Here is a 17552-nt window from a genome sequence, read left to right as displayed (position 1 = left end):
AAATTCAACTAAGTGAATTTTTAGATCTGTTCGCAGATGCAGCAAAAACATGCGAGACATTTCGCAAACGGGTCGGCATTCAGCCGCCCTGTGTCTCGAACTTGCGCGCGTGGTACTTCTGGAACGGCTCGTCCGTCTCATAGCCCTTCTCGACCACCCAGGTGAGCATGTTGTAGGTGGTCCAGCGCTCGAAGGCGCCCGGCATCGTGGCAACCGCGGCCTCCGAGGCCGTGACACCTTCAGCCACCTCCTCCGGGAAGAACAGGATCGTGGGCGTGAAAAGGGCACCCCAGCGCCTCACCATGTCCTTCTCGGGAAGTGCCTCACCGTCGAAGTCGGTCACCTCCACGTCGCCGAACATGTTGATCTGGACGACGAAAAAGTTCTCCATGATGTAATCAGCCACCTCGGGGATCACGAAGATCTCCTCGTGCATCTTCTGGCAGTAGATGCAGCCGCGCTGCTCGATCAGCACCATCAACCGCTTGCCCTCAGCGGTCGCCTCGGCCAGGTCCTCGCTCAGGTCTTTGAAGGTGTCCCGCATCCACGGCGCCTTGTGCAGGCCGTCGTCGCCGATCTCGGCCGCGAGCCCTTGAAGGGCAGTCAGGGTTGCAAACACAGCAGCGATCAGGCGGGTCATCTCAAGTCTCCCAGGCTAGCCAATCGTGCTGAACCACGGAATGTGCTCCAGCATCCATTGGGCGATGATGTTGATGGAATTGGTCGCGATCAGCACACCGAAGAGCAGCAGAAGCGCGCCCATGAGCTTCTCGACCAGACCGAGGTGGCGCCGAAACCGCGCCATCCACGACATGAAAGGGCCAATGAAGAGGGCCGCAGCCACGAAGGGCAGCGTCATTCCGAGCCCATAGGTGAAGAGCAGCGTGGCCCCCTGCCCGGCCGTCTCCTGACCGGCGGCGGTGAACAGGATTGCGGCCAGAACCGGACCCACGCAAGGCGTCCAGCCGAAGGCAAAGGCGAGCCCGATCACATAGGCGCCCAGAAGCCCCACATGCGCAGTATCGCCCGCATCTGCGCGAAACTGGCGATAGAGCGCGCTGATCCGGATCACGCCCAGAAAGTGCAGCCCCATGGCGATGATGATCCCCGCCGCCACCCAGCGCAGCACGTCGAAATACTCGCGCACCATCTGGCCGAAGACTGTCGCGGTCGCACCCAGGCCGACGAAAACGGTGATCACGCCCAGCGCGAAACAGACCGATGTGAGCGCCGCGCGTCCGCGCACCGCAGCGCTGGCCGTGCCGCCCGCTGTCACCTCGTTCATGCCAACGCCGGCCAGATAGCTCAGGTAGAACGGCACCATCGGCAAGACGCAGGGTGACAAAAAAGACAGCAGACCGGCGAGCAGAGCGCCGAAATATGTCACATCGAACATGGCGGTCCTGTCTGCGAACCTTGAAGTATTCAAATATTAGATTATGATCAGGACGAGGTTCTCGTCAATCGGAGTTCGACGTGGCGCGCTTGCGGCTTTTCGTATTCATGATCGCCACGTGGCTGCCCCTGCCGCTGGCCGCGGAGACCTATCTGCTGATGGCAGAAGAGAAAGGCTGTTTCTGGTGCGCCCGCTGGAACGCGGAAATCGCTCATATCTACCCCAAGACGGCCCAAGGCCGGACCGCACCGCTCCGCCGGTACGATCTGCATGACGATACGCCGAATGTGGAGCTGACCGGCAAGGTGCGCTTCACGCCGACATTCCTGCTCATCGAAGACGGGATTGAGGTTGGCCGGATCGAAGGCTATCCGGGAGAAGACTTCTTTTGGGGGTTGTTGACCAAGATGTTCGAGACAGCGAGCATCGACTTGGACCAGACGGGATAACTTGCAATGACACTTGACGCACCTCAAGAGCCTGAATCGCCCTCACGCCTGCCGGTGTTCGATCCGAACATGTGCCCTGAGGACATGGATCGCATGATGAAGAACGCGCAGGCCGCGTCCAACTTCCTCAAGGCGATCAGCCATGAGGGCCGCCTGATGATCCTGTGCCACCTGGCCTCGGGCGAGAAATCCGTGACCGAGCTTGAAGACCTGCTCTCGGCGCGCCAGGCGGCGGTGTCGCAACAGCTCTCGCGCCTGCGGCTGGAGGGGCTCGTGACACCGCGCCGCGAGGGCAAGGCCATCTACTACAGCTTGACAGACGACCGGCCGAGGCAAATCATGGAAGTGGTCTACGACCTGTTTTGCAGGCAGGACTGACCGGTCTTTTGCCAAGCGCCGGTCTTCGGGAGGAAGCTGGCATGATCGATCTCGTTGGCGAAGCCAACACCGTTGCGCTGATCGGGCTGATCGGTGGCATAGCACTTGGGCTTGCCGCACGCGTGGGGCGCTTCTGCACTCTCGGCGCCATCGAAGACATGCTCTACGGCTCCGACGACCGGCGGCTTCGTATGTGGGGCATCGCCATCGCCGTCGCGATCATCGGCACTCATGTGGCCATGTCGGCCGGTTGGCTGGCAGGTACTGAGACCGCCTATCTCGATCGCCGATGGACCCCGCTGGGTACCATCATCGGAGGGCTGATGTTTGGCTACGGCATGGCGCTCAGCGGCAACTGCGGCTACGGCGCTCTCGCGCGCCTGGGTGGCGGCGACATGCGGGCCTTCGTGATCGTGCTGGTGATGGGCCTCTCCGCCTACTTCGTGATGTCCGGACCGCTGGCGCATCTGCGGGTCTGGCTCTTCCCGGTCGAGCTGGGCGCCACGTCGCCGCAGGGCTTCAGCCAGCTGGCCGAGCAGCGTCTCGGCGTACCGCCTGTGCTCACCGGTCTGGCCATCGGCGGCGTGCTTCTCGCCGTTGCGCTCAGCTCCTCCGAGATCCGCCGGTCGCGCGGCCACATCTTCTGGGGCATCATGGTCGGCCTTGCCATCCTGTCGGGCTGGGTCGGCACCTCCTGGGTCGCCACAGCCGGCTTCGAAGCCGAGCCCATCGAGACACACTCTTTCGCAGCCCCGATTGGCGACACGATCTACTATGCGATGACCGCCTCGGGCAATACGCTTTCCTTCAGCGTCGGTTCGGTGGCCGGCGTGCTGATCGGCGCCGTCCTCGGCTCCTACTCGAAGGGTCATTTCCGCTGGGAGGCCTGCGAAGACCCGCGCGAGTTGCGCCGCCAGATCATCGGCGCAGCACTCATGGGCCCCGGCGCCATCCTGGCGGTCGGGTGCAGCGTGGGACAGGGGATCTCGGCCTTCTCCGTGCTGGCCTACAGCGCGCCCGTCGCCTTCATCGCGATCTTCCTCGGGGCCGCACTTGGGCTGCGACAGCTCATCGAGGGTTTCGCCCCGGCGGAATAGCCTGGCGCGCGCGGCGGACTGGCGCATCGGCGCTGCACGGACGGGCAGGCGCGTCGATCCGCCTTAGTCGTTCGTGCCACGACCCGACTTGTCGTCCAACTCGTCGGGATTGGCCCAGCAGGGCTGTTCGAACCCACCATCCTTGAGATAGCTGGGCCGGAAGGCCCGAACCTTCACCAGCGTATTGCCGGTCACGCCCTCGCTGGTCCACACTTGGGCCTGGCGGTCGGCCGTATAGGCTTCGGCCGGCACGATCCCGGGGGGTGGCAGCCGCTTCTGAATGGCCTCATAGGTGCCATCCGGCACCGTCCTGTCGGTAGGCACCTTGATCAGCGGCTCGCTCGACAGATGCACCCGCGCTTTCGTCGCGCTCTCGATCTGCGTCACGCAGTTGAAGGTCGCGATGATCCCCTTCATGTCGGGCAGCACCTCGATCTTGTCATGCCACTGCGCGCCCAGACGTACGCGCGGGTTCTTCCACAACCGGCTACCAGTTAGGCGGATCTGCGCGGACCGCCCGGATTCGACCTCGATCGGACCGAACTCCCACTGGTCGAGATAAGGCGCCCGGATGAGGAAGAAGCCCAGTTTCGGCAGAACGTCCTGCGCATTGCTGGGCAACGGGATCGTCACCGTGGTTTCCGTGCGACCTGCTGCAGCCAATCGCTCGATCCGCCGGTCGAGCAGTTGGAAGCCCGTGCGCTTGTCCTCCATCGGGTCCGCTCTGCAAAAGTCCGCCCCTTGTGTCTGCCGCATCAGATCCGCCGGCCGCAGCCAACAGGTGCGGATGGTGATCCGCGCACTGGGCCACCAGCTGGGCACCGAGACGATGGCCGAAAGCGGGATGCTGCGCGCCACATGGGCCGATGGCGACAGCGCCGCCATTTGCTCCGGTGCCACGATCCACGAGATGTTGGTGTCCCGCTGCCGAAGCCTGCGCGTGTATGTCGCCACATCGTGCAGCCGTGCCGATTTGACGAGCCGGTCCGTCGCCTCCTTCGGCACCTCGCCGACCGAAGCCGGGTCGGCGCAGCGGGCAACAAGTGCGGCCACCCGCGCCTCCTCGCTGGCAAAGGCGCGCCCATCGGGGCGGGTCAGCTCCAGGTCATACCAGGGCGCGATCCGGCTCGCGACGCCCAGAAGGCACGTCCGCTGATCGCGCCAAGCCAGAATGGCGCTGTCGGCGCCGTTCCAGGTCCCCTTGTCAAGATAGCGTTCGATGAAGCGCCCGTCGGGTTGCAGCATGTTCAGCATCCAGAAGAACGGGCCGTCGCATTCGCGGAACGGCGTATCGACCGGCTGGCCGCCATCGCCGATCCCGAACACCTTGTCGATGTGCCGGCGCCGCGTCACGCTGCTCTGCGCATCGGCGGCGACACCCAGGGGGTTGAGCGCCTGGCTGATCAGCGACACACCGTCTTGCTCGGTCTGCAGCATCTGCTGGCGCGCGCCGGTGCGCGGCCAGACGGTATAGCTGCGCGCGGTCGAAAAGCAGGACAGCTCGGCAAAGAGGCGCAGCGCTTCCTCGCGGCCGATCCGCTCTGCCATGAGCCCGGGATCCCCGTCCGATCCAGCGAGTTTCCCAAGCTCGCGCCGCGGGCCTGCCTGCGCCGAGAGCGATCCTGCGCCCTGCACCGCGGGCTGCGGCACCGCCTTGTCCGCAGGGGCATCGGCCAGCAGGTCAGCCTTCGGATCGGCCGCATCGGGCATCGGGTCCAACGCACGCCGGATCCCTTGCAGATGCGCCTCGGCGAATGTGCGGACGGCGATGTTGCAGCTGGTCAGATCGCAGGTGTCGATGCCGATATCGAAGTAATCGGCCAGTCCGCGCCGGCGAGCAACCGTATCGCCGGCAGTCTCTTGCAACTCTTCCAGGATCATATGCGCCACGCCGATGCGCTGAAGCCCGGAGGCTTTTGTCCGGTCGTCCACCATCAGATCGGTCATTGCCCGAACCTCTTGCACCAGACCCCTGCAGGCCTGCGGAACATCCTGGTCGGTCTCCAGCCGCGCCGGATCGGGGCTCATCAACACATGGGCCGCCGCGCGGATAGCGTGATGGCGGTCGGCAGGCGGGCGACCGGCGCACAGCGGGTCCTGCGCCAGAACGCCGTTTACAATCTCCATGATGCCCACAAGCTGCAACTTGGCACGCGGCAGATCGAGTGCAAGGTCCCGCCGGCACGGAATGGGCGGCAGAAACCTGTGCAGAAACTCACGGAACTGGGCCTCGCTGCGCATGTCGACCGACGTGGGGACAGCGGTGGGCCGAGGAACGCTCACGGCCGCAGGCTCCGGCGCCGCAGGCGGACCCGACGGGCGCAGGCTGTCTTTCAGCGGCTGCACCCGCGCATAGTCCTGAAGCAATTCGTTGTAAAAGACAGGGTCTTTCAGATGATCCGCCGCCAGCATCCACAGGCTGACAGGCTGATCGCAGCTACCTTTCAGCACCTCTGTTGCGCTGCTGAGGAAGTCGCGCGGACGGCTGCGGGCCAGAAGCTTGTCACCCAAGCCCGTCCAGGGCGCGGAATTGGTCACATAATCCACGACCAGCGCTTCGATCTGCTGGGTCTCCGCCTGCCGCTGGTAGTCAAGCACCAGAGCGATCAGATCGCGCTGATAACTCTGCGCACTGCGCTGGGTGGTGGCGGCCCCGTCCTGACCCGGCGCGTAAAGTGCCGTGAAGACGCGCGCGAAGATTGCATTCTTTGCCGCCTCGCTCTTCGGGTGCAGACCGTAGACGCCCATCTGCTGCGTGAAAATCCGCGACCGGTCCGCCACCAGCCGGGCAACCGTCTCTTCGAGCTCTTCGCGTGTTTCGACCAACAGGCGCCCGTAATGGTGAAACAGCCATTCCGGCTCGGCAGGTTCGTCGATGGTGATCGTGACCGCGGCGAGCGAATCGCTCATGGCCCGCGCGGGCGACAGCGTCATCCGGAAATTGAGGCGCTGCAAGGTGTTGGAGCCGATGTCATGGGCATCGTCGAGGATCGTCTCATACCGGTTCTGTGTCAGCATCTCGCGGTACATCTGCGCGTCTTCGAAGACGGTCAATGGGTCGGGCCGCATCATCGCCTGCAACTTGTCCAGATCCACGGCCCCGGCACCGGGGGTCTGAGCCTGCGCCGCCTCCTGGTAGATCTTCAGCAACCGCTGCGACGCGCTGATCGTGTCGGGCGTTCCGAACTCGCCTTTCTTGAGCTTCTCGTCGACCGCCAATAGCTGCCGGTCGATCCAGTCGCTGTCGCGCAAACGTTGATTGACCAGCCGCTCCCGGGTGAAGATCTGCGGCGAGTCGACCACGATCAGCCCCTCTTTCGACGCATCGTACAGCCAGGCCTGATCATCGAGGCGAGTTTGCACGAACTGCCACAGCCAGGGCGCAGGCAACCACAAAAAGAGCAGCGCAAAGGTCAAAATGAACGCGGCGCGCACCGTCAGCATCGTGCCCACGTGGATCACCGTGCGGCGGAGCCGGCCAAGCATCCGACGCATCCGGGACGGTGTTGCGGGCTGACCCGAGTTATCCGATGGCATGGCGTCTCTCCTGCATCTTGGGGGCTGAGGTCGTCTCCAACCGGTCCAGCAAGGTGTCGACTGTGGCCTTCACGCTCAGTCGGCAGTGGCGCGTTTCGGTGGCATCGAAGCGCCCAGTCTCGCCCAGCTTGTTCGACGGAGACCCGCCGCCACAGAGCCCGAAGTAGGCACAGCTCTTGCGGCACCGCGCCACCCCCCGGCTGATGTCGCGCTGGCAGCGCAGAAACGCCCGCGACAGAAAGATCTCGCTCAATTCACCGATCTCGTGGACATTGCCAAACCGGAAGTCGTCGTAGGCCTCGGAGGTCAGCCCGAGCAACTCCGGCGAAAAGCTTGAGATGTCACCACGCACCCCGACCGAGATGATCGCACCCGGCGTGTTTTCCTGGCTGCGCAGCCCCTGGCCCTGTTGCCAGGCGGTCACGGCCGAGCGCACCCGATCCGCCTCGCGCAAGCGTGGCGCGGGGTCATGCGTGGCGAGCGCCTCGGAAAAGCGGCACAGGAACTGCTGGTATTGCGCCTCTTCGACGCGGGTCAGGCTGGAGCGCGCGTGAATGCCGTCGACCTCCTCGACGTTCAGGCCGATCGAATGCGCGCCGGTCTCCGCCAGAGCATGCGCAATCCGTTCCGGATGATCGAGCGACGCCGCCGTCACCACGCAGATCACGTGAAACGGGATGCCCGCCCCGCGCAGCGCCGCAATCCCTTGCATCGTCCGGGCGAAACTGCCGCGGCCGCGCCGATCCACCCGCCAGTGGTCGTTGATCTCGGCCGGCCCATCCAGGCTGACACCCACCGAGACGCCGGGCTGAGCGAAATAGTCGAGCCAGGCGTCATCGATCCGCGTCGCGTTGGTCTGGAACGCCTGCCGTCCGACCGCACGCCCACCGCCCTCCTCCAGCCGGAGGCAGGCCTCGCGATACCAGGTCGCGGGAAGCACACAGGGCTCGCCTGCATGCCACAGAAGCGTCGTATCCGCCGTCGTGCAGGGGCTCGCCATGATCGTTCGGCCCACCGCGCGCAGGGTGTCGTCATCCATCCGCGCGGTCTGGCTGCGATGAGGCAGATAGCAATACCGGCAATCCAGGTTGCAGAACGGCGTTGGCTGCAACACCAGAAGATCGAGCTTGGACAAGGCGGGCATCGAACAATCGCCCTACCAGTTCACCCAGTTGTTCCAGTTGCTCCAATTGCCCCAGTTGTTCCAGTTGAACCACTGCGCGAGCCGCGGTTTCGCGCGCTCCTCTGCCCCCACATCGTCCGGGCTTTCGGCCCGGCTCAACGCATCGAGCCTGCTTTGCAAGTGCCGCTTTTCCGACATCATCGCGCTGTCCGGTCGGGCCGTCGCGCTCGTCATCTGTCCAAAGACCGAAACCAGTGAAGCCAGAACAATTGCGATCAGGCGTACGGTCATTCTGCGCATGATCATTCTCCAAAATCCTTAAAAAATATAGATAAATTACAACTTTTGGGCGATTCGGGCAACCTTCCCGCTCGGAGAGGTGCCATCCGCTGCGCCCACGGACAGATCCGTGGCCTCCACATTCAGCATTCGAGAGACACCGAAACGAGGTGGAGCGCGGCGGTCAAAAACGGCACAGGCGACCGCCAATTCGAGGCCATAAAGGCGGTTCAGGAGGAGCATACCCCGGCCCCCGGCGACCGGTCCAAGGCAGTCTTTGGTCGCGGGTGTCGGGGCGCGATCTCGCCCCGGTCTCGCTGTTTCGGCTAGCGGTCCAGAAGCCCCAGAAGGTGCTGCTCTGCCGCCCGGAGGTCCCGCAGCTCGACCGGGTCCGGTATGCTGCGGCCGCCGCGCGCCAGCGCGATCACCTCCGGATGGATATAGCTGTCGCGCGCGATGCTCGGCGTATTGTGCAACCGTCTGGCGGCGGCGTTCGACAGCTCCTTGATCGTCGTAGGCCCAGCCTGCGCCACCTCGAAGGCCGCCAAGGTGCCCGCCCAGGTCCGAAAGGTCTTTGCGGTGACCTCATCGCGGCCAGCAGCCGAGGCGATATAGGCGTTGAGCGCCTGCGAGCTCAGGGTCCGCGGCGCGCCGTCGTCGTCCAGCCAGGTGAGCAGGGACGCGCCCGGCAGATCGCCAATCTTGTTCAACATGCGCGCCAGCGTGCGGTCGGCGATTTGCTTGCGCACCCGTTTGCCTCCCTTGGCCGTGTAGTCGAGCTTGATCCGGTTGCCCCTGAGGCTCACGTGCCGGCGGCGCAGCGTCAGGGCGCCATAGCTTCCGTTTTCGCGCACATATTCATCGCTGCCGACCCGCAGGGCCGCCCGGTCGATCAGCGTCACCGCGCTGGCCAGTGCAAAGCGCTTGGCGCCCGCATCGCCCGCGAGATCGCGCCTCACCCTGCGCCGGATGCGCGGCAGCCGCCGCCCGAAGTCGGCCAGCATGTCGAACTTGGTCTTCGCCCGCTCCGACGTCCAATCGGGGTGGTAGCGATACTGCTTGCGCTGCCGCGCGTCGCGGCCCGTGGCCAGCAGATGTCCGTTCGGCAGTGGACACATCCAGACATCGTCATAGGCGGGCGGCACGGCCAGCGCCGCGAGGCGTTGGCGTTCGGTCTGGTCGTCGATCGCGGTGCCGTCGGGACCGATGTAGCGGAACCCGCGCCCACATTTGCGACGCGAGATCCCGGGCTGATCGTCAGGATAGTAGACCAGCTGTGGCATGCTCAGGCCTTTGTGACCTCGGAGGCGAGCTTCAGAACCGCGTCGCCGTCGTCCTGTTCGATGTAGAGCGCCTTGTCGTCGCTCGATCCGTTGCGGGTCACGTCCGTGCCCTTGATCGTGCGGGTGACGGACTCGGCATAGGTCTTCTGGACGGTGCCCGAGGCTGTCCCCTCGCCCCACTTCCACTGCACCTTGTCTCCGGTTTCGATTGCCATCTGCGGTCTCCTGTCGTGGCCGCCGCTTTCATCAACGGGCGCGTCTGTGTTGCCCGCAAGACGCAAGCGGCAATTTCCTTGATGTCATGAACGCCTGGGCCGCGACTTCGTTCCTGCGGCCAAGTGTGCGCGCCCGCGCAGGCGCCCGCTCAGCGTGATCCGAGAAGGTCCGGTTCGGTGTCGTCGGTCACGATCTCTTCGTCTGGGCCCGTTTCTGTGAGCAGGTCGCCCTCGGACTCGGTGGCATCCGGTTCGGGCGGGCCGGGCGTGCGCAGATCCTCGTCCGGTGCGGGCGGCGGCGACGCCTCCGTTCCGGTGATCACATGCACCCCCTGCGGGAAGATCACCTCTCGCGCCTCATCCGGCAGCGACACGCCCGCGGTCATCAGCGCGGTCTTCACGGTTCTCAGAAGTGCGGACTTCAGCTTGATCGGGGAAATAATGTGACCGTTGTACCAGTAGTAGGTGCGGATATTGACGGTCGACGCCCCAAGCTCGTCCACCAGCACCATGGGCTCTGGGTCCGCCAGAACCGCCGGATGGCTTTGCAGGCACTCAAGGACGATCGACTGAACCTCGGGGACCGCCGCGTCATAGCCGACGCCCACGACAAAATCGCCCCGGCGACTGGGCGAGGAGGTGAAATTCTCGATCACGTTCTTGAACACCGTGGCATTGGGAATATGGATCTGGTTGCCCTCGACCGAGGAGAGCAGCGTACTGCGGGTCGTCATGCTCTTGACGGTTCCGGACAGACCCGCAACTTCGATGAAGTCGCCCCGCTGGAACGGACGGCGCACGCTGAGGATCAGGCTTGCCAGGAAGTTCTCGACAATGTCACGGAACGCAAAGCCGATGACGATACCGACCACGCCCGCACCGCCGACCAGCGACAGCGCCAGTTGGGTCAGCCCCGCCACCTGCAGGACGATGTAGAGCCCCACCAGGAACACCGGGAACGCCACGATCCGCGAAATCACCGATCGCAGGAAGGGCGATGGCACGCGCGCGCCTAGAAGCCACCGCACCAGCCGCGCCACGAGCTTGGCCGCGTACCATGCGAGCGGCAGCACCAGCACCGCCAGGATGAAGAGCGGCAGGGCAGCCACCGTATCCTGGACCAGCCGATTCAACTCGGCGAGTGCCGGATCGAAGGACCATTCCACCGTGTTGTCGACCTGAATGCGGTTCACCACGGCCACCACGCCCGTGGTCTTGGCGGCGAGGTTCTGCGCCCATGTGCGCTGTGCCTCCGTCTCGGACACCCCGTCCAGAAAGGCCACACCCTCGTCCACCTCGACGGCAACATCGCGGTACCACCCCGTCGCCCTCAGAATACGAGCGATACGGTCCGCGATCCGATCATCGGCAGCGACCGGTTCGATGTCGACCTGCTGCTCAGTGGAGATGGGCTCGGCCTGCGTCGGCGCCTCGCGGGTCTGTGCGGCTGCGTCGAACGCCGCTCCCGCGGCCAGAACCGCGCCGCAAACCACCAGCCAAGCCAGACGCCGCCGCACCACTGCTACTGTCGAAGACACCATACTCCACCTCCTCTGCCACGCCGCGGGCGCCTGCATCCGCTCTGCGCCATCATGAAGGTCAAATCGCCGAAGGCAACGGTGGTTTCAGCCCACGTGCATGAGACGATCAGCCAAGGTTGCGTCTGGGCTGGGCACTCAAAAGCATTCGGAGACTGCGAGGGGACGTCGGACCTGCCCGACCTCTCAACCAGACATCCAATTGACCGGCAGTTTACCCGAACGGGCGTCAGGTCTGGGGTGACAGCGTCTCCGAGCCGTTCGAACCGGTTGCCGCCGCTTCGAGGAGCCGCGAAGCCGTCGCCTCGTTCACGGCCAGAAGCGTGTCATAGAGGATCGCCAACCGCAGAAGCGACTTTACATCCACATCATGCGGCAGTGCCGACAACGGATCGATGAAGAACACAAGCGCATCCAGCTTGCCTTCCGCGATCATCGCTCCGATCTGCGCGTCGCCTCCGAGCGGCCCGCTCTTGAGCCGTTCGACCCGCAGCCCGGTCTCCGCAACGATACGCCCACCTGTCGTTCCGGTCGCGTAGAGCCTGAACGGCTCCAGGGCGGCCTCATGGGCCTTGACCCATGCGATCATCTGATCCTTCTTCTGGTCGTGCGCCACCAGCGCTAGCGACGGCACCGTCCGATACCTCTCGTGTCCTCAAGCGCGATCATGCGTCGCCCGCCTTCCGTGCGTCCGCCGCCCAGGTCCATGTCAGGGGCGATTTGCGCTTCAGCGCGCCGCTCAGGTGCTGACGCATCCGGTGCGACGCGTCGAGGTTGTCGCCCGCTTCCAGCATGTCGAGGATCTCCAGATGCTCGCTGCATTGCTCCACGAGGCGCTCGTGGTTGACCTCTGCGCGATACTCCATGAGCCGCCGCATCCGGTTCACCCTCTGCAACGCCATCAGGAAGTAGGGGTTGCCAGAGAGCTTGATGATCTCTTCGTGAAAGAGCGCGCCGTTCTCCAACAGCGACTCCGCCGGGACAGAACTGAAATCCATCTCCAACATCCCTTCCTGGATCCGGCGCTGCTCCGCCAGGATCTTGCGGTCGAGCGCGAAGGACGGCTCCAGCATGGCGGCCGGCTCGATCGCCATGCGAAACCGGTAGATCTCGTCAAAGGCCTCTGGCGTGTTGGCCACGGGCAGAAACCGCCAGCCATAACCCTCCTTGCGCTCGACCCAGCCTTCGCGGGTCGCGCGCACCAGGATCTCGTTGGCGCGGGCTTTCGACCAGCCGTAGTGCTGGCGTAAGAACTGCTCGGTCACGTCTTCGGGCAGCTGTCCGGTCAGCCAGTGTTCGGCCAGCTTGTGGTACTCATCGTTCAGAGAGGCGGGCTGTTCGTCGAGCAGCTGGCTCAGCGCATCGCGGTCGGGTTCGGCCACGAAGTAGCCGCGGTTCTCCTCCCGGACCAGAAACCCCTTCGTCTCAAGCAGGTTCATGGCTTCGCGCACCGGTGTGCGCGACACGCCATAGCGATCCGCAAGCTGCTGTGCGCCCAGGTGCTGGCCGGCTTGGATGCCACCCGTCGCAATATCCTGCAACAGGCGTCGAGAGATACGTTGCGGAAGATCGCTCGTCCTCATTCTTTAAGCCAAACCTCAGATTTCATTCTCTTTTCCGGATTCCGATCACCGCTCTACAAGGCCGAGTTTGCACGTTTGCCGCCGACATGTCAGCCGAATTCGGCTTTTCCCGCCGCAGCGATGACCGGCAATTGGCCGGAGGCGGCCGCACGCCTAGCGTGCCTCGCCCGCAGCCTGGGCCTTGCGGGGCCGCATCACCGCCAACGCCGCCGGCACCAGAACGATGGTCAGCAGGATGACCGAGAGCACCAGCGACACGGGCCGCTCCCAGAAGAGGCTCATCGTGCCCTGCGAGATAATATAGGTCTGCAGGAAAGTCTCCTCGGCCATGGAGCCCAGAACCAGCGCCAGAACCGTCGCCGCCGGGGAATAGCCGTATCGCTTCATCGCAAAGCCAAGCAGACCGCTGCCCACGAGGATCCAGGTTTCGACGATGCTTGCGTTGATCGCGAACGCACCGACGACACAGAGCAGCACGATCACCGGCACCACGTTCACATAAGGTATGTCGAGAAACTTCACGAAAAGCGGTATGGCAAAGATGCTCATCGCGATGAGGATCATGTTGCCCAGGTACATGCTGGCAATCAGGCCCCAGACGAACTCGGGGTCGTTCACGATCAGCAGCGGCCCCGGTTGCAGCCCCCACATCAGGAACGCCCCGAGAAGCACAGCCGTGGCCCCCGACCCCGGTATCCCGAGCGACAGCAGCGGCACCATCGCGCCCGCTGAGGCGGCGTTGTTCGCCGCCTCAGGGGCGACCAGCCCGCGCATCTCGCCCTTGCCGAACTTCTCGGGATCCTTGGCCACCTTCTTCTCCACCGAATAGCCGATGATCGAGCCGAGCGTGGCGCCGGACCCGGGCAGCACGCCGGCGATGAACCCAATGGCCGAGCCGCGCCAGAAGGTGAAGCGGGACTCGTAGTAATCCTGCCTCGACGGCCAGAATTCCTTGTCGCGGAAACTGATCCGCAGCCGCTTGGCGGGCTGGCGATGCTGGCCGTTGAAAATGCAATGCAACAGCTCTCCGATCCCGAAGAGGCCAATAGCCACGGCGACGAAATAGACCCCGCCAATCAACTCCGGCGAGCCGAAGGTATAGCGCTGCTGACCGCTCATCACATCGACGCCGACCGTGCCGATCGCAAAGCCGATCAGGGCCGAGATGAACCCTTTGAACTTATTGTCGCCCATCATCGTTGTCAGCATCAGCAACCCGACCGCGATGATCAGGAAGTACTCCGACGGTCCGAAGGAAGCGGCGAAATCGGCCAGCGACGGGGCGAGCGCGGTGATCAGAATTACCCCCACGGTACCCCCGAAGAAGGATGCTATCGCCTGCATGACCAGCGCCGGCCCCGCGCGCCCCTTCTGCGCCAGCGGGTAGCCGTCGATCGTCGAGGCGACGGTGGCCGACTCGCCCGGCGTATTGATCAGGATCGACGTGATCGTCCCGCCATACATCGATCCATAGTAGATACCCGCCAGCATGATGATCGCGATGGTCGGCTGCAGGCCGAAGGTCATCGGGATCAGCACCGCGATCCCGGCGGCAGGACCGAAGCCGGGGAAAAGGCCCACGATCATGCCCAGAAACGCGCCCAAAACGAGGAAGAGGAAGCCTTCCGGCGAGGCCGCGACACTCAGACCGAGTGACAGGTTTGATGCGATTTCACCAAGCATCGGGAATTTCCTTTCGTCCGTCCCCGGGTCAGAGACCGAGGGGCCCAATGGGCAGTGACGCGTTCAGAAGAACCTTGAAGAGACCATAGAGACAGGCCGGCAAGGCCAGGCTGTAGACCAAATTGCCCAGCGGATGCCCGCGGTTGAAGGTGAAGAGGAAGACCAGCATGAAGAGCACCATCGCGAGCAGCGCGCCGACGAAAGTCATGACCGCGACAAAGCCGCAGATGTAGCCGAAGACGATCAGCACATCGCGCCCAAATTCCGGCCCGCCGTCGATGGCATGAGCATGGACACCGAGGGTGTCGGCCTTCGCCTCGGCTTCCGGTTCGGCCTGATGCAGCGGCGCGATGCCGGTGCGTCGCTCGGTCAGCCAGGCCCGCCAGTCCCCCCAGAGGTTGATCGCGCAGGAGAGGATGAGAAGCATGCCTACGACCAGCGGGAAGAAACCCGCAGCCGGACGGCCGGACGAGGTCAGCAGCGTCAGCGTCGTCACCCCGTATGCGGTGTAGCCGATCGCCAGGATCAGCAGCCCCGCGGCAAACAGTGTCTTCATTGGACCTCCCCTCCCGATCGATCCGCGATGTGCGCCTTCGGGCACGGGGTGTCCGCGCCCGAGGGCCTCTCGCGCAAACTAGCCTTCAATCGCTCCGATCTCGACCAGGACAGCCCGGTATTGGGCGCTGGTCTCTTCGAGATAGGCTGCAAACTCCGCACCCCAGATCGGATTGCCCGACATTCCGTTCTTGACCAGATACTCTTGCCACTCCGGCGTTTCGATCACCTGCTTCAGCGTCGCGATCCACCAATCCTGCACCTCGGGTGCGAGACCAGACGGCATCACCACGCCGCGCGGGAGCGAGAAACTGAAGTCATAGCCCAACTCCTTGAATGTTGGCACATCGGGGTTGTTCGTGCTGCGCGCGTTGTCCGAGAAAGCAAGCGCTTCAAGGGTGCCGGCGTCCAGTTGGCCCGCCACTTCGGAAGGGTTGGCCACCACCGCGTCGACGCTGCCCGAGGTCAGCGCCGTGACCAACTCTCCGCCAGAGCCGATGGGCACATATTCGAACTCAATCCCCGCGGCCTTGGCGAACAGCGCCGCCGTCACACGCTCCGGCCCGGCAGAGCCGCTACCGGCGATCGTGACCCGGCCGGCCTTCGCCGCCTCCACAAAGGCATCGACATCAGTGACATCGGAATCGGCCCGCACGACCAGAAGCATCGCGTCACTGGCGAGAAGGCCGATGGGCGTGAAGTCCGCGTAGGTCCAGTCGGTGTCGGCCACAAGCGGCGTGCCGATGAAGTTGCCGCTGGTCGAGGTCAGCCGGTAAGGGTCGCCAGCCTGCTGGCTGACATAGCTGAAGCCGACCGCGCCGCTGCCACCTTCGCGGTTCTCGACGACGATATCGCCGGCATAGAGATCATACTTGCGCAGGATATCCACGACCGTGCGCGACATCCGATCATTCCCGCCGCCCGGGCCGAAGGCAATCGTATAGGTCAGCCGCTCCGATGGATAGTCGGCCGCAGTCGCAGGCCCCGCCAGCGCGCAGACGGCCGTTGCAACCGCCAGCGCGGAAAAGGTTCGACGCGTGATCATGTGGTGTCCTCCCTTGATCATTTTGCATTTTTAATCTGATTGGTGCAATAAATCGAAATATTGCACCTTGTCAATTTAAAATGCAAAACTTCTAAATCTCCTTCTGAATCCTATTCATGCTGATATCCAGTATCTCGGATTAAGTTCGCTCTCGTATAGCTTAGCGCAGCCGGCCGCGCTTCCTGGTCTGCATTTTTGGTCTTGTATATTGCATCTATAAATCATAAAGACCAATATTGATACATCAAAGATGCGGCCAGCGGCCCAGAGGAGATGCAAGGATGAAGATCATGGTATTGCCGTGCGATGGCATCGGGCCCGAGATCACGGCGGCCACTCTGGAGGTGATGAATGCAGCAAACGCGCGCTTCGGCCTCGGGTTGAGCTTCCACGAGGAGCTCTCCGGTTTCGCCAGCCTGCGCGCGCATGGCATCACTCTGCGCGACGACGTGCTCGAGCGCGCCCGCACCGAATTTGATGGCGTGATCCTGGGCACCCAGTCTCATATGGACTATCCGCCGCTGTCAGAGGGCGGACGCAACGTCTCGGCGGGCTTCCGGATCGGCCTCGATCTCTATGCCAATGTGCGCCCCGCACGCAGCCGAGACGTCCTGCCAAGCAAGGCGCCGGGGATGGATCTTGTGATCATGCGGGAAGCGACCGAAGGGTTCTATCCGGACCGCAACATGCACAAGGGCGTGGGCGAGATGATGCCCGACCCGGACATGGCGCTCTCGGTGCGCAAGATCACCCGGCATGGCTCGATGCGGATCTGCCGCGAAGCGTTCAAGCTCGCCATGCAGCGCGACAAGAAGGTCGCGGCCATCCACAAGGCCAACTCCTTTTTGATGACGGATGGGCTCTTCCTCGAATGCTTCCGCGACGTGGCCAAGAACTATCCGGAGGTCGAGACCGAAGAGCTGATCGTGGACGCTTTTGCGGCCCTCTTGGTGCGCCAGCCCGAGAGATACGACGTCGTTGTGGCGACCAACTTTTATGGCGACATTCTCTCCGATCTCGCATCCGAGCTCTCGGGCTCGCTGGGCTTGGCAGGCTCGATCAATGCCAATGCCGAGACCGGACTCTGCTGCGCGCAGGCGCAGCACGGCTCAGCGCCGGATATCGCGGGGCAGAACGTCGCCAACCCAACCTCGCTGATCCTGTCGGCCGCGATGATGCTGACCTGGCTGGGCGAGCAGCGCGGCCGCAAGGTGCTGATGGACGCAGGACAAGCCATTGCAGACGCGGTCGACCGCACGATCGACGACCCCGCCAAACGCACCCGCGATCTTGGTGGCACCGTGAACACCGATGCCTTCGGCCGGCTGGTCGCCGAGGCCGTCACCCGCGAAGCGGTCGCGGCTTGAGACCGCCCGCGGCGAAGCTGTCCC

Annotated in this window: 17 protein-coding genes; 4 read left to right on the top strand and 13 right to left on the bottom strand. The window is 63.9% G+C overall.

Annotation, left to right across the window (positions count from 1 at the left end; genetic code table 11):
* Positions 1-79: 79 nt before the first annotated feature.
* The gene (locus MUB52_RS15220; protein WP_263845092.1) at positions 80-640 is read right to left on the bottom strand and encodes a thioredoxin family protein; all 561 of its coding nucleotides are present in this window, start codon (positions 638-640) and stop codon (positions 80-82) included.
* A 15-nt stretch (positions 641-655) separates the two neighbouring features.
* A complete protein-coding gene (locus MUB52_RS15215) occupies positions 656-1396 on the bottom strand; it encodes a cytochrome c biogenesis CcdA family protein (protein ID WP_263845091.1) in 741 nt (246 codons plus the stop codon).
* A gap of 80 nt (positions 1397-1476) precedes the next feature.
* On the opposite strand from MUB52_RS15215, the gene MUB52_RS15210 reads away from it, so the two are divergent.
* The 3 genes from MUB52_RS15210 to MUB52_RS15200 are packed head-to-tail and all read left to right on the top strand — an operon-like array spanning position 1477 to position 3320.
* The gene (locus MUB52_RS15210) at positions 1477-1845 is read left to right on the top strand and encodes a hypothetical protein (RefSeq protein WP_404818231.1); all 369 of its coding nucleotides are present in this window, start codon (positions 1477-1479) and stop codon (positions 1843-1845) included.
* A gap of 6 nt (positions 1846-1851) precedes the next feature.
* Positions 1852-2223: an ArsR/SmtB family transcription factor gene (locus tag MUB52_RS15205; protein ID WP_263845090.1), complete on the top strand. Its 372-nt coding sequence runs from the start codon at positions 1852-1854 to the stop codon at positions 2221-2223.
* Between the two features lie 41 nt (positions 2224-2264).
* On the top strand, positions 2265-3320 hold the full coding sequence (locus MUB52_RS15200; RefSeq protein WP_263845089.1) for a YeeE/YedE family protein: 1056 nt from the start codon (positions 2265-2267) through the stop codon (positions 3318-3320).
* Positions 3321-3383: 63 nt separating this feature from the next.
* Here MUB52_RS15200 and MUB52_RS15195 read toward each other — a convergent pair whose 3' ends face one another.
* The 11 genes from MUB52_RS15195 to MUB52_RS15145 all read right to left on the bottom strand — a co-directional run bounded on the left by MUB52_RS15195 (position 3384) and on the right by MUB52_RS15145 (position 16161).
* Positions 3384-6857: a hypothetical protein gene (locus MUB52_RS15195; protein ID WP_263845088.1), complete on the bottom strand. Its 3474-nt coding sequence runs from the start codon at positions 6855-6857 to the stop codon at positions 3384-3386.
* Positions 6844-8001: a cyclophane-forming radical SAM/SPASM peptide maturase GrrM/OscB gene (gene grrM, locus MUB52_RS15190; RefSeq protein ID WP_263845087.1), complete on the bottom strand. Its 1158-nt coding sequence runs from the start codon at positions 7999-8001 to the stop codon at positions 6844-6846. Before grrM ends, MUB52_RS15195 begins: the two co-directional genes overlap by 14 nt.
* 12 nt (positions 8002-8013) lie before the next feature.
* The gene (locus tag MUB52_RS15185) at positions 8014-8280 is read right to left on the bottom strand and encodes a hypothetical protein (RefSeq protein ID WP_263845086.1); all 267 of its coding nucleotides are present in this window, start codon (positions 8278-8280) and stop codon (positions 8014-8016) included.
* A 305-nt stretch (positions 8281-8585) separates the two neighbouring features.
* The gene (locus tag MUB52_RS15180; protein ID WP_263845085.1) at positions 8586-9542 is read right to left on the bottom strand and encodes a DNA topoisomerase IB; all 957 of its coding nucleotides are present in this window, start codon (positions 9540-9542) and stop codon (positions 8586-8588) included.
* A 2-nt stretch (positions 9543-9544) separates the two neighbouring features.
* Complete coding sequence (locus tag MUB52_RS15175) at positions 9545-9757, bottom strand: hypervirulence associated TUDOR domain-containing protein (RefSeq protein WP_263845084.1); 213 nt, start codon at positions 9755-9757, stop codon at positions 9545-9547.
* A gap of 149 nt (positions 9758-9906) precedes the next feature.
* Positions 9907-11298, bottom strand: coding sequence for a mechanosensitive ion channel domain-containing protein (locus tag MUB52_RS15170; protein WP_263845083.1), 1392 nt, complete (start codon positions 11296-11298; stop codon positions 9907-9909).
* Between the two features lie 226 nt (positions 11299-11524).
* The gene (locus tag MUB52_RS15165; protein ID WP_263845082.1) at positions 11525-11929 is read right to left on the bottom strand and encodes a methylglyoxal synthase; all 405 of its coding nucleotides are present in this window, start codon (positions 11927-11929) and stop codon (positions 11525-11527) included.
* 31 nt (positions 11930-11960) lie between these two features.
* Positions 11961-12878, bottom strand: a complete 918-nt coding sequence (locus MUB52_RS15160; RefSeq protein WP_263845081.1) for a GntR family transcriptional regulator — start codon at positions 12876-12878, stop codon at positions 11961-11963.
* Between the two features lie 153 nt (positions 12879-13031).
* On the bottom strand, positions 13032-14561 hold the full coding sequence (locus tag MUB52_RS15155) for a tripartite tricarboxylate transporter permease (RefSeq protein ID WP_263845080.1): 1530 nt from the start codon (positions 14559-14561) through the stop codon (positions 13032-13034).
* Positions 14562-14589: 28 nt separating this feature from the next.
* Positions 14590-15117: a tripartite tricarboxylate transporter TctB family protein gene (locus tag MUB52_RS15150; protein ID WP_263845079.1), complete on the bottom strand. Its 528-nt coding sequence runs from the start codon at positions 15115-15117 to the stop codon at positions 14590-14592.
* Between the two features lie 78 nt (positions 15118-15195).
* Positions 15196-16161 (bottom strand): Bug family tripartite tricarboxylate transporter substrate binding protein, encoded by a 966-nt coding sequence (locus MUB52_RS15145; RefSeq protein ID WP_263845078.1) that lies wholly within the window; start codon positions 16159-16161, stop codon positions 15196-15198.
* 281 nt (positions 16162-16442) lie between these two features.
* On the opposite strand from MUB52_RS15145, the gene MUB52_RS15140 reads away from it, so the two are divergent.
* Entirely contained in the window at positions 16443-17528 is a 1086-nt protein-coding gene (locus MUB52_RS15140; RefSeq protein ID WP_263845077.1) for an isocitrate/isopropylmalate dehydrogenase family protein, read from the top strand.
* Positions 17529-17552 lie beyond the last annotated feature (24 nt).

Source organism: Roseobacter sinensis (assembly GCF_025755255.1).
GTDB lineage: Bacteria > Pseudomonadota > Alphaproteobacteria > Rhodobacterales > Rhodobacteraceae > Roseobacter > Roseobacter sinensis.
This window is presented reverse-complemented; position numbering and strand designations above follow the sequence as displayed.

What these genes read in the sequence shown, in the direction of transcription:
- MUB52_RS15160 (WP_263845081.1), bottom strand. Translation starts at nt 12,878, where the DNA reads ATGAGGACGAGCGATCTTCCGCAACGTATCTCTCGACGCCTGTTGCAG.
- MUB52_RS15140 (WP_263845077.1), top strand. Translation starts at nt 16,443, where the DNA reads ATGAAGATCATGGTATTGCCGTGCGATGGCATCGGGCCCGAGATCACG.
- MUB52_RS15145 (WP_263845078.1), bottom strand. Translation starts at nt 16,161, where the DNA reads ATGATCACGCGTCGAACCTTTTCCGCGCTGGCGGTTGCAACGGCCGTC.
- MUB52_RS15155 (WP_263845080.1), bottom strand. Translation starts at nt 14,561, where the DNA reads ATGCTTGGTGAAATCGCATCAAACCTGTCACTCGGTCTGAGTGTCGCG.
- MUB52_RS15220 (WP_263845092.1), bottom strand. Translation starts at nt 640, where the DNA reads ATGACCCGCCTGATCGCTGCTGTGTTTGCAACCCTGACTGCCCTTCAA.
- MUB52_RS15205 (WP_263845090.1), top strand. Translation starts at nt 1,852, where the DNA reads ATGACACTTGACGCACCTCAAGAGCCTGAATCGCCCTCACGCCTGCCG.
- MUB52_RS15195 (WP_263845088.1), bottom strand. Translation starts at nt 6,857, where the DNA reads ATGCCATCGGATAACTCGGGTCAGCCCGCAACACCGTCCCGGATGCGT.
- MUB52_RS15180 (WP_263845085.1), bottom strand. Translation starts at nt 9,542, where the DNA reads ATGCCACAGCTGGTCTACTATCCTGACGATCAGCCCGGGATCTCGCGT.
- MUB52_RS15170 (WP_263845083.1), bottom strand. Translation starts at nt 11,298, where the DNA reads ATGGTGTCTTCGACAGTAGCAGTGGTGCGGCGGCGTCTGGCTTGGCTG.
- MUB52_RS15200 (WP_263845089.1), top strand. Translation starts at nt 2,265, where the DNA reads ATGATCGATCTCGTTGGCGAAGCCAACACCGTTGCGCTGATCGGGCTG.
- MUB52_RS15150 (WP_263845079.1), bottom strand. Translation starts at nt 15,117, where the DNA reads ATGAAGACACTGTTTGCCGCGGGGCTGCTGATCCTGGCGATCGGCTAC.
- MUB52_RS15175 (WP_263845084.1), bottom strand. Translation starts at nt 9,757, where the DNA reads ATGGCAATCGAAACCGGAGACAAGGTGCAGTGGAAGTGGGGCGAGGGG.
- MUB52_RS15215 (WP_263845091.1), bottom strand. Translation starts at nt 1,396, where the DNA reads ATGTTCGATGTGACATATTTCGGCGCTCTGCTCGCCGGTCTGCTGTCT.
- grrM (WP_263845087.1), bottom strand. Translation starts at nt 8,001, where the DNA reads ATGCCCGCCTTGTCCAAGCTCGATCTTCTGGTGTTGCAGCCAACGCCG.
- MUB52_RS15185 (WP_263845086.1), bottom strand. Translation starts at nt 8,280, where the DNA reads ATGCGCAGAATGACCGTACGCCTGATCGCAATTGTTCTGGCTTCACTG.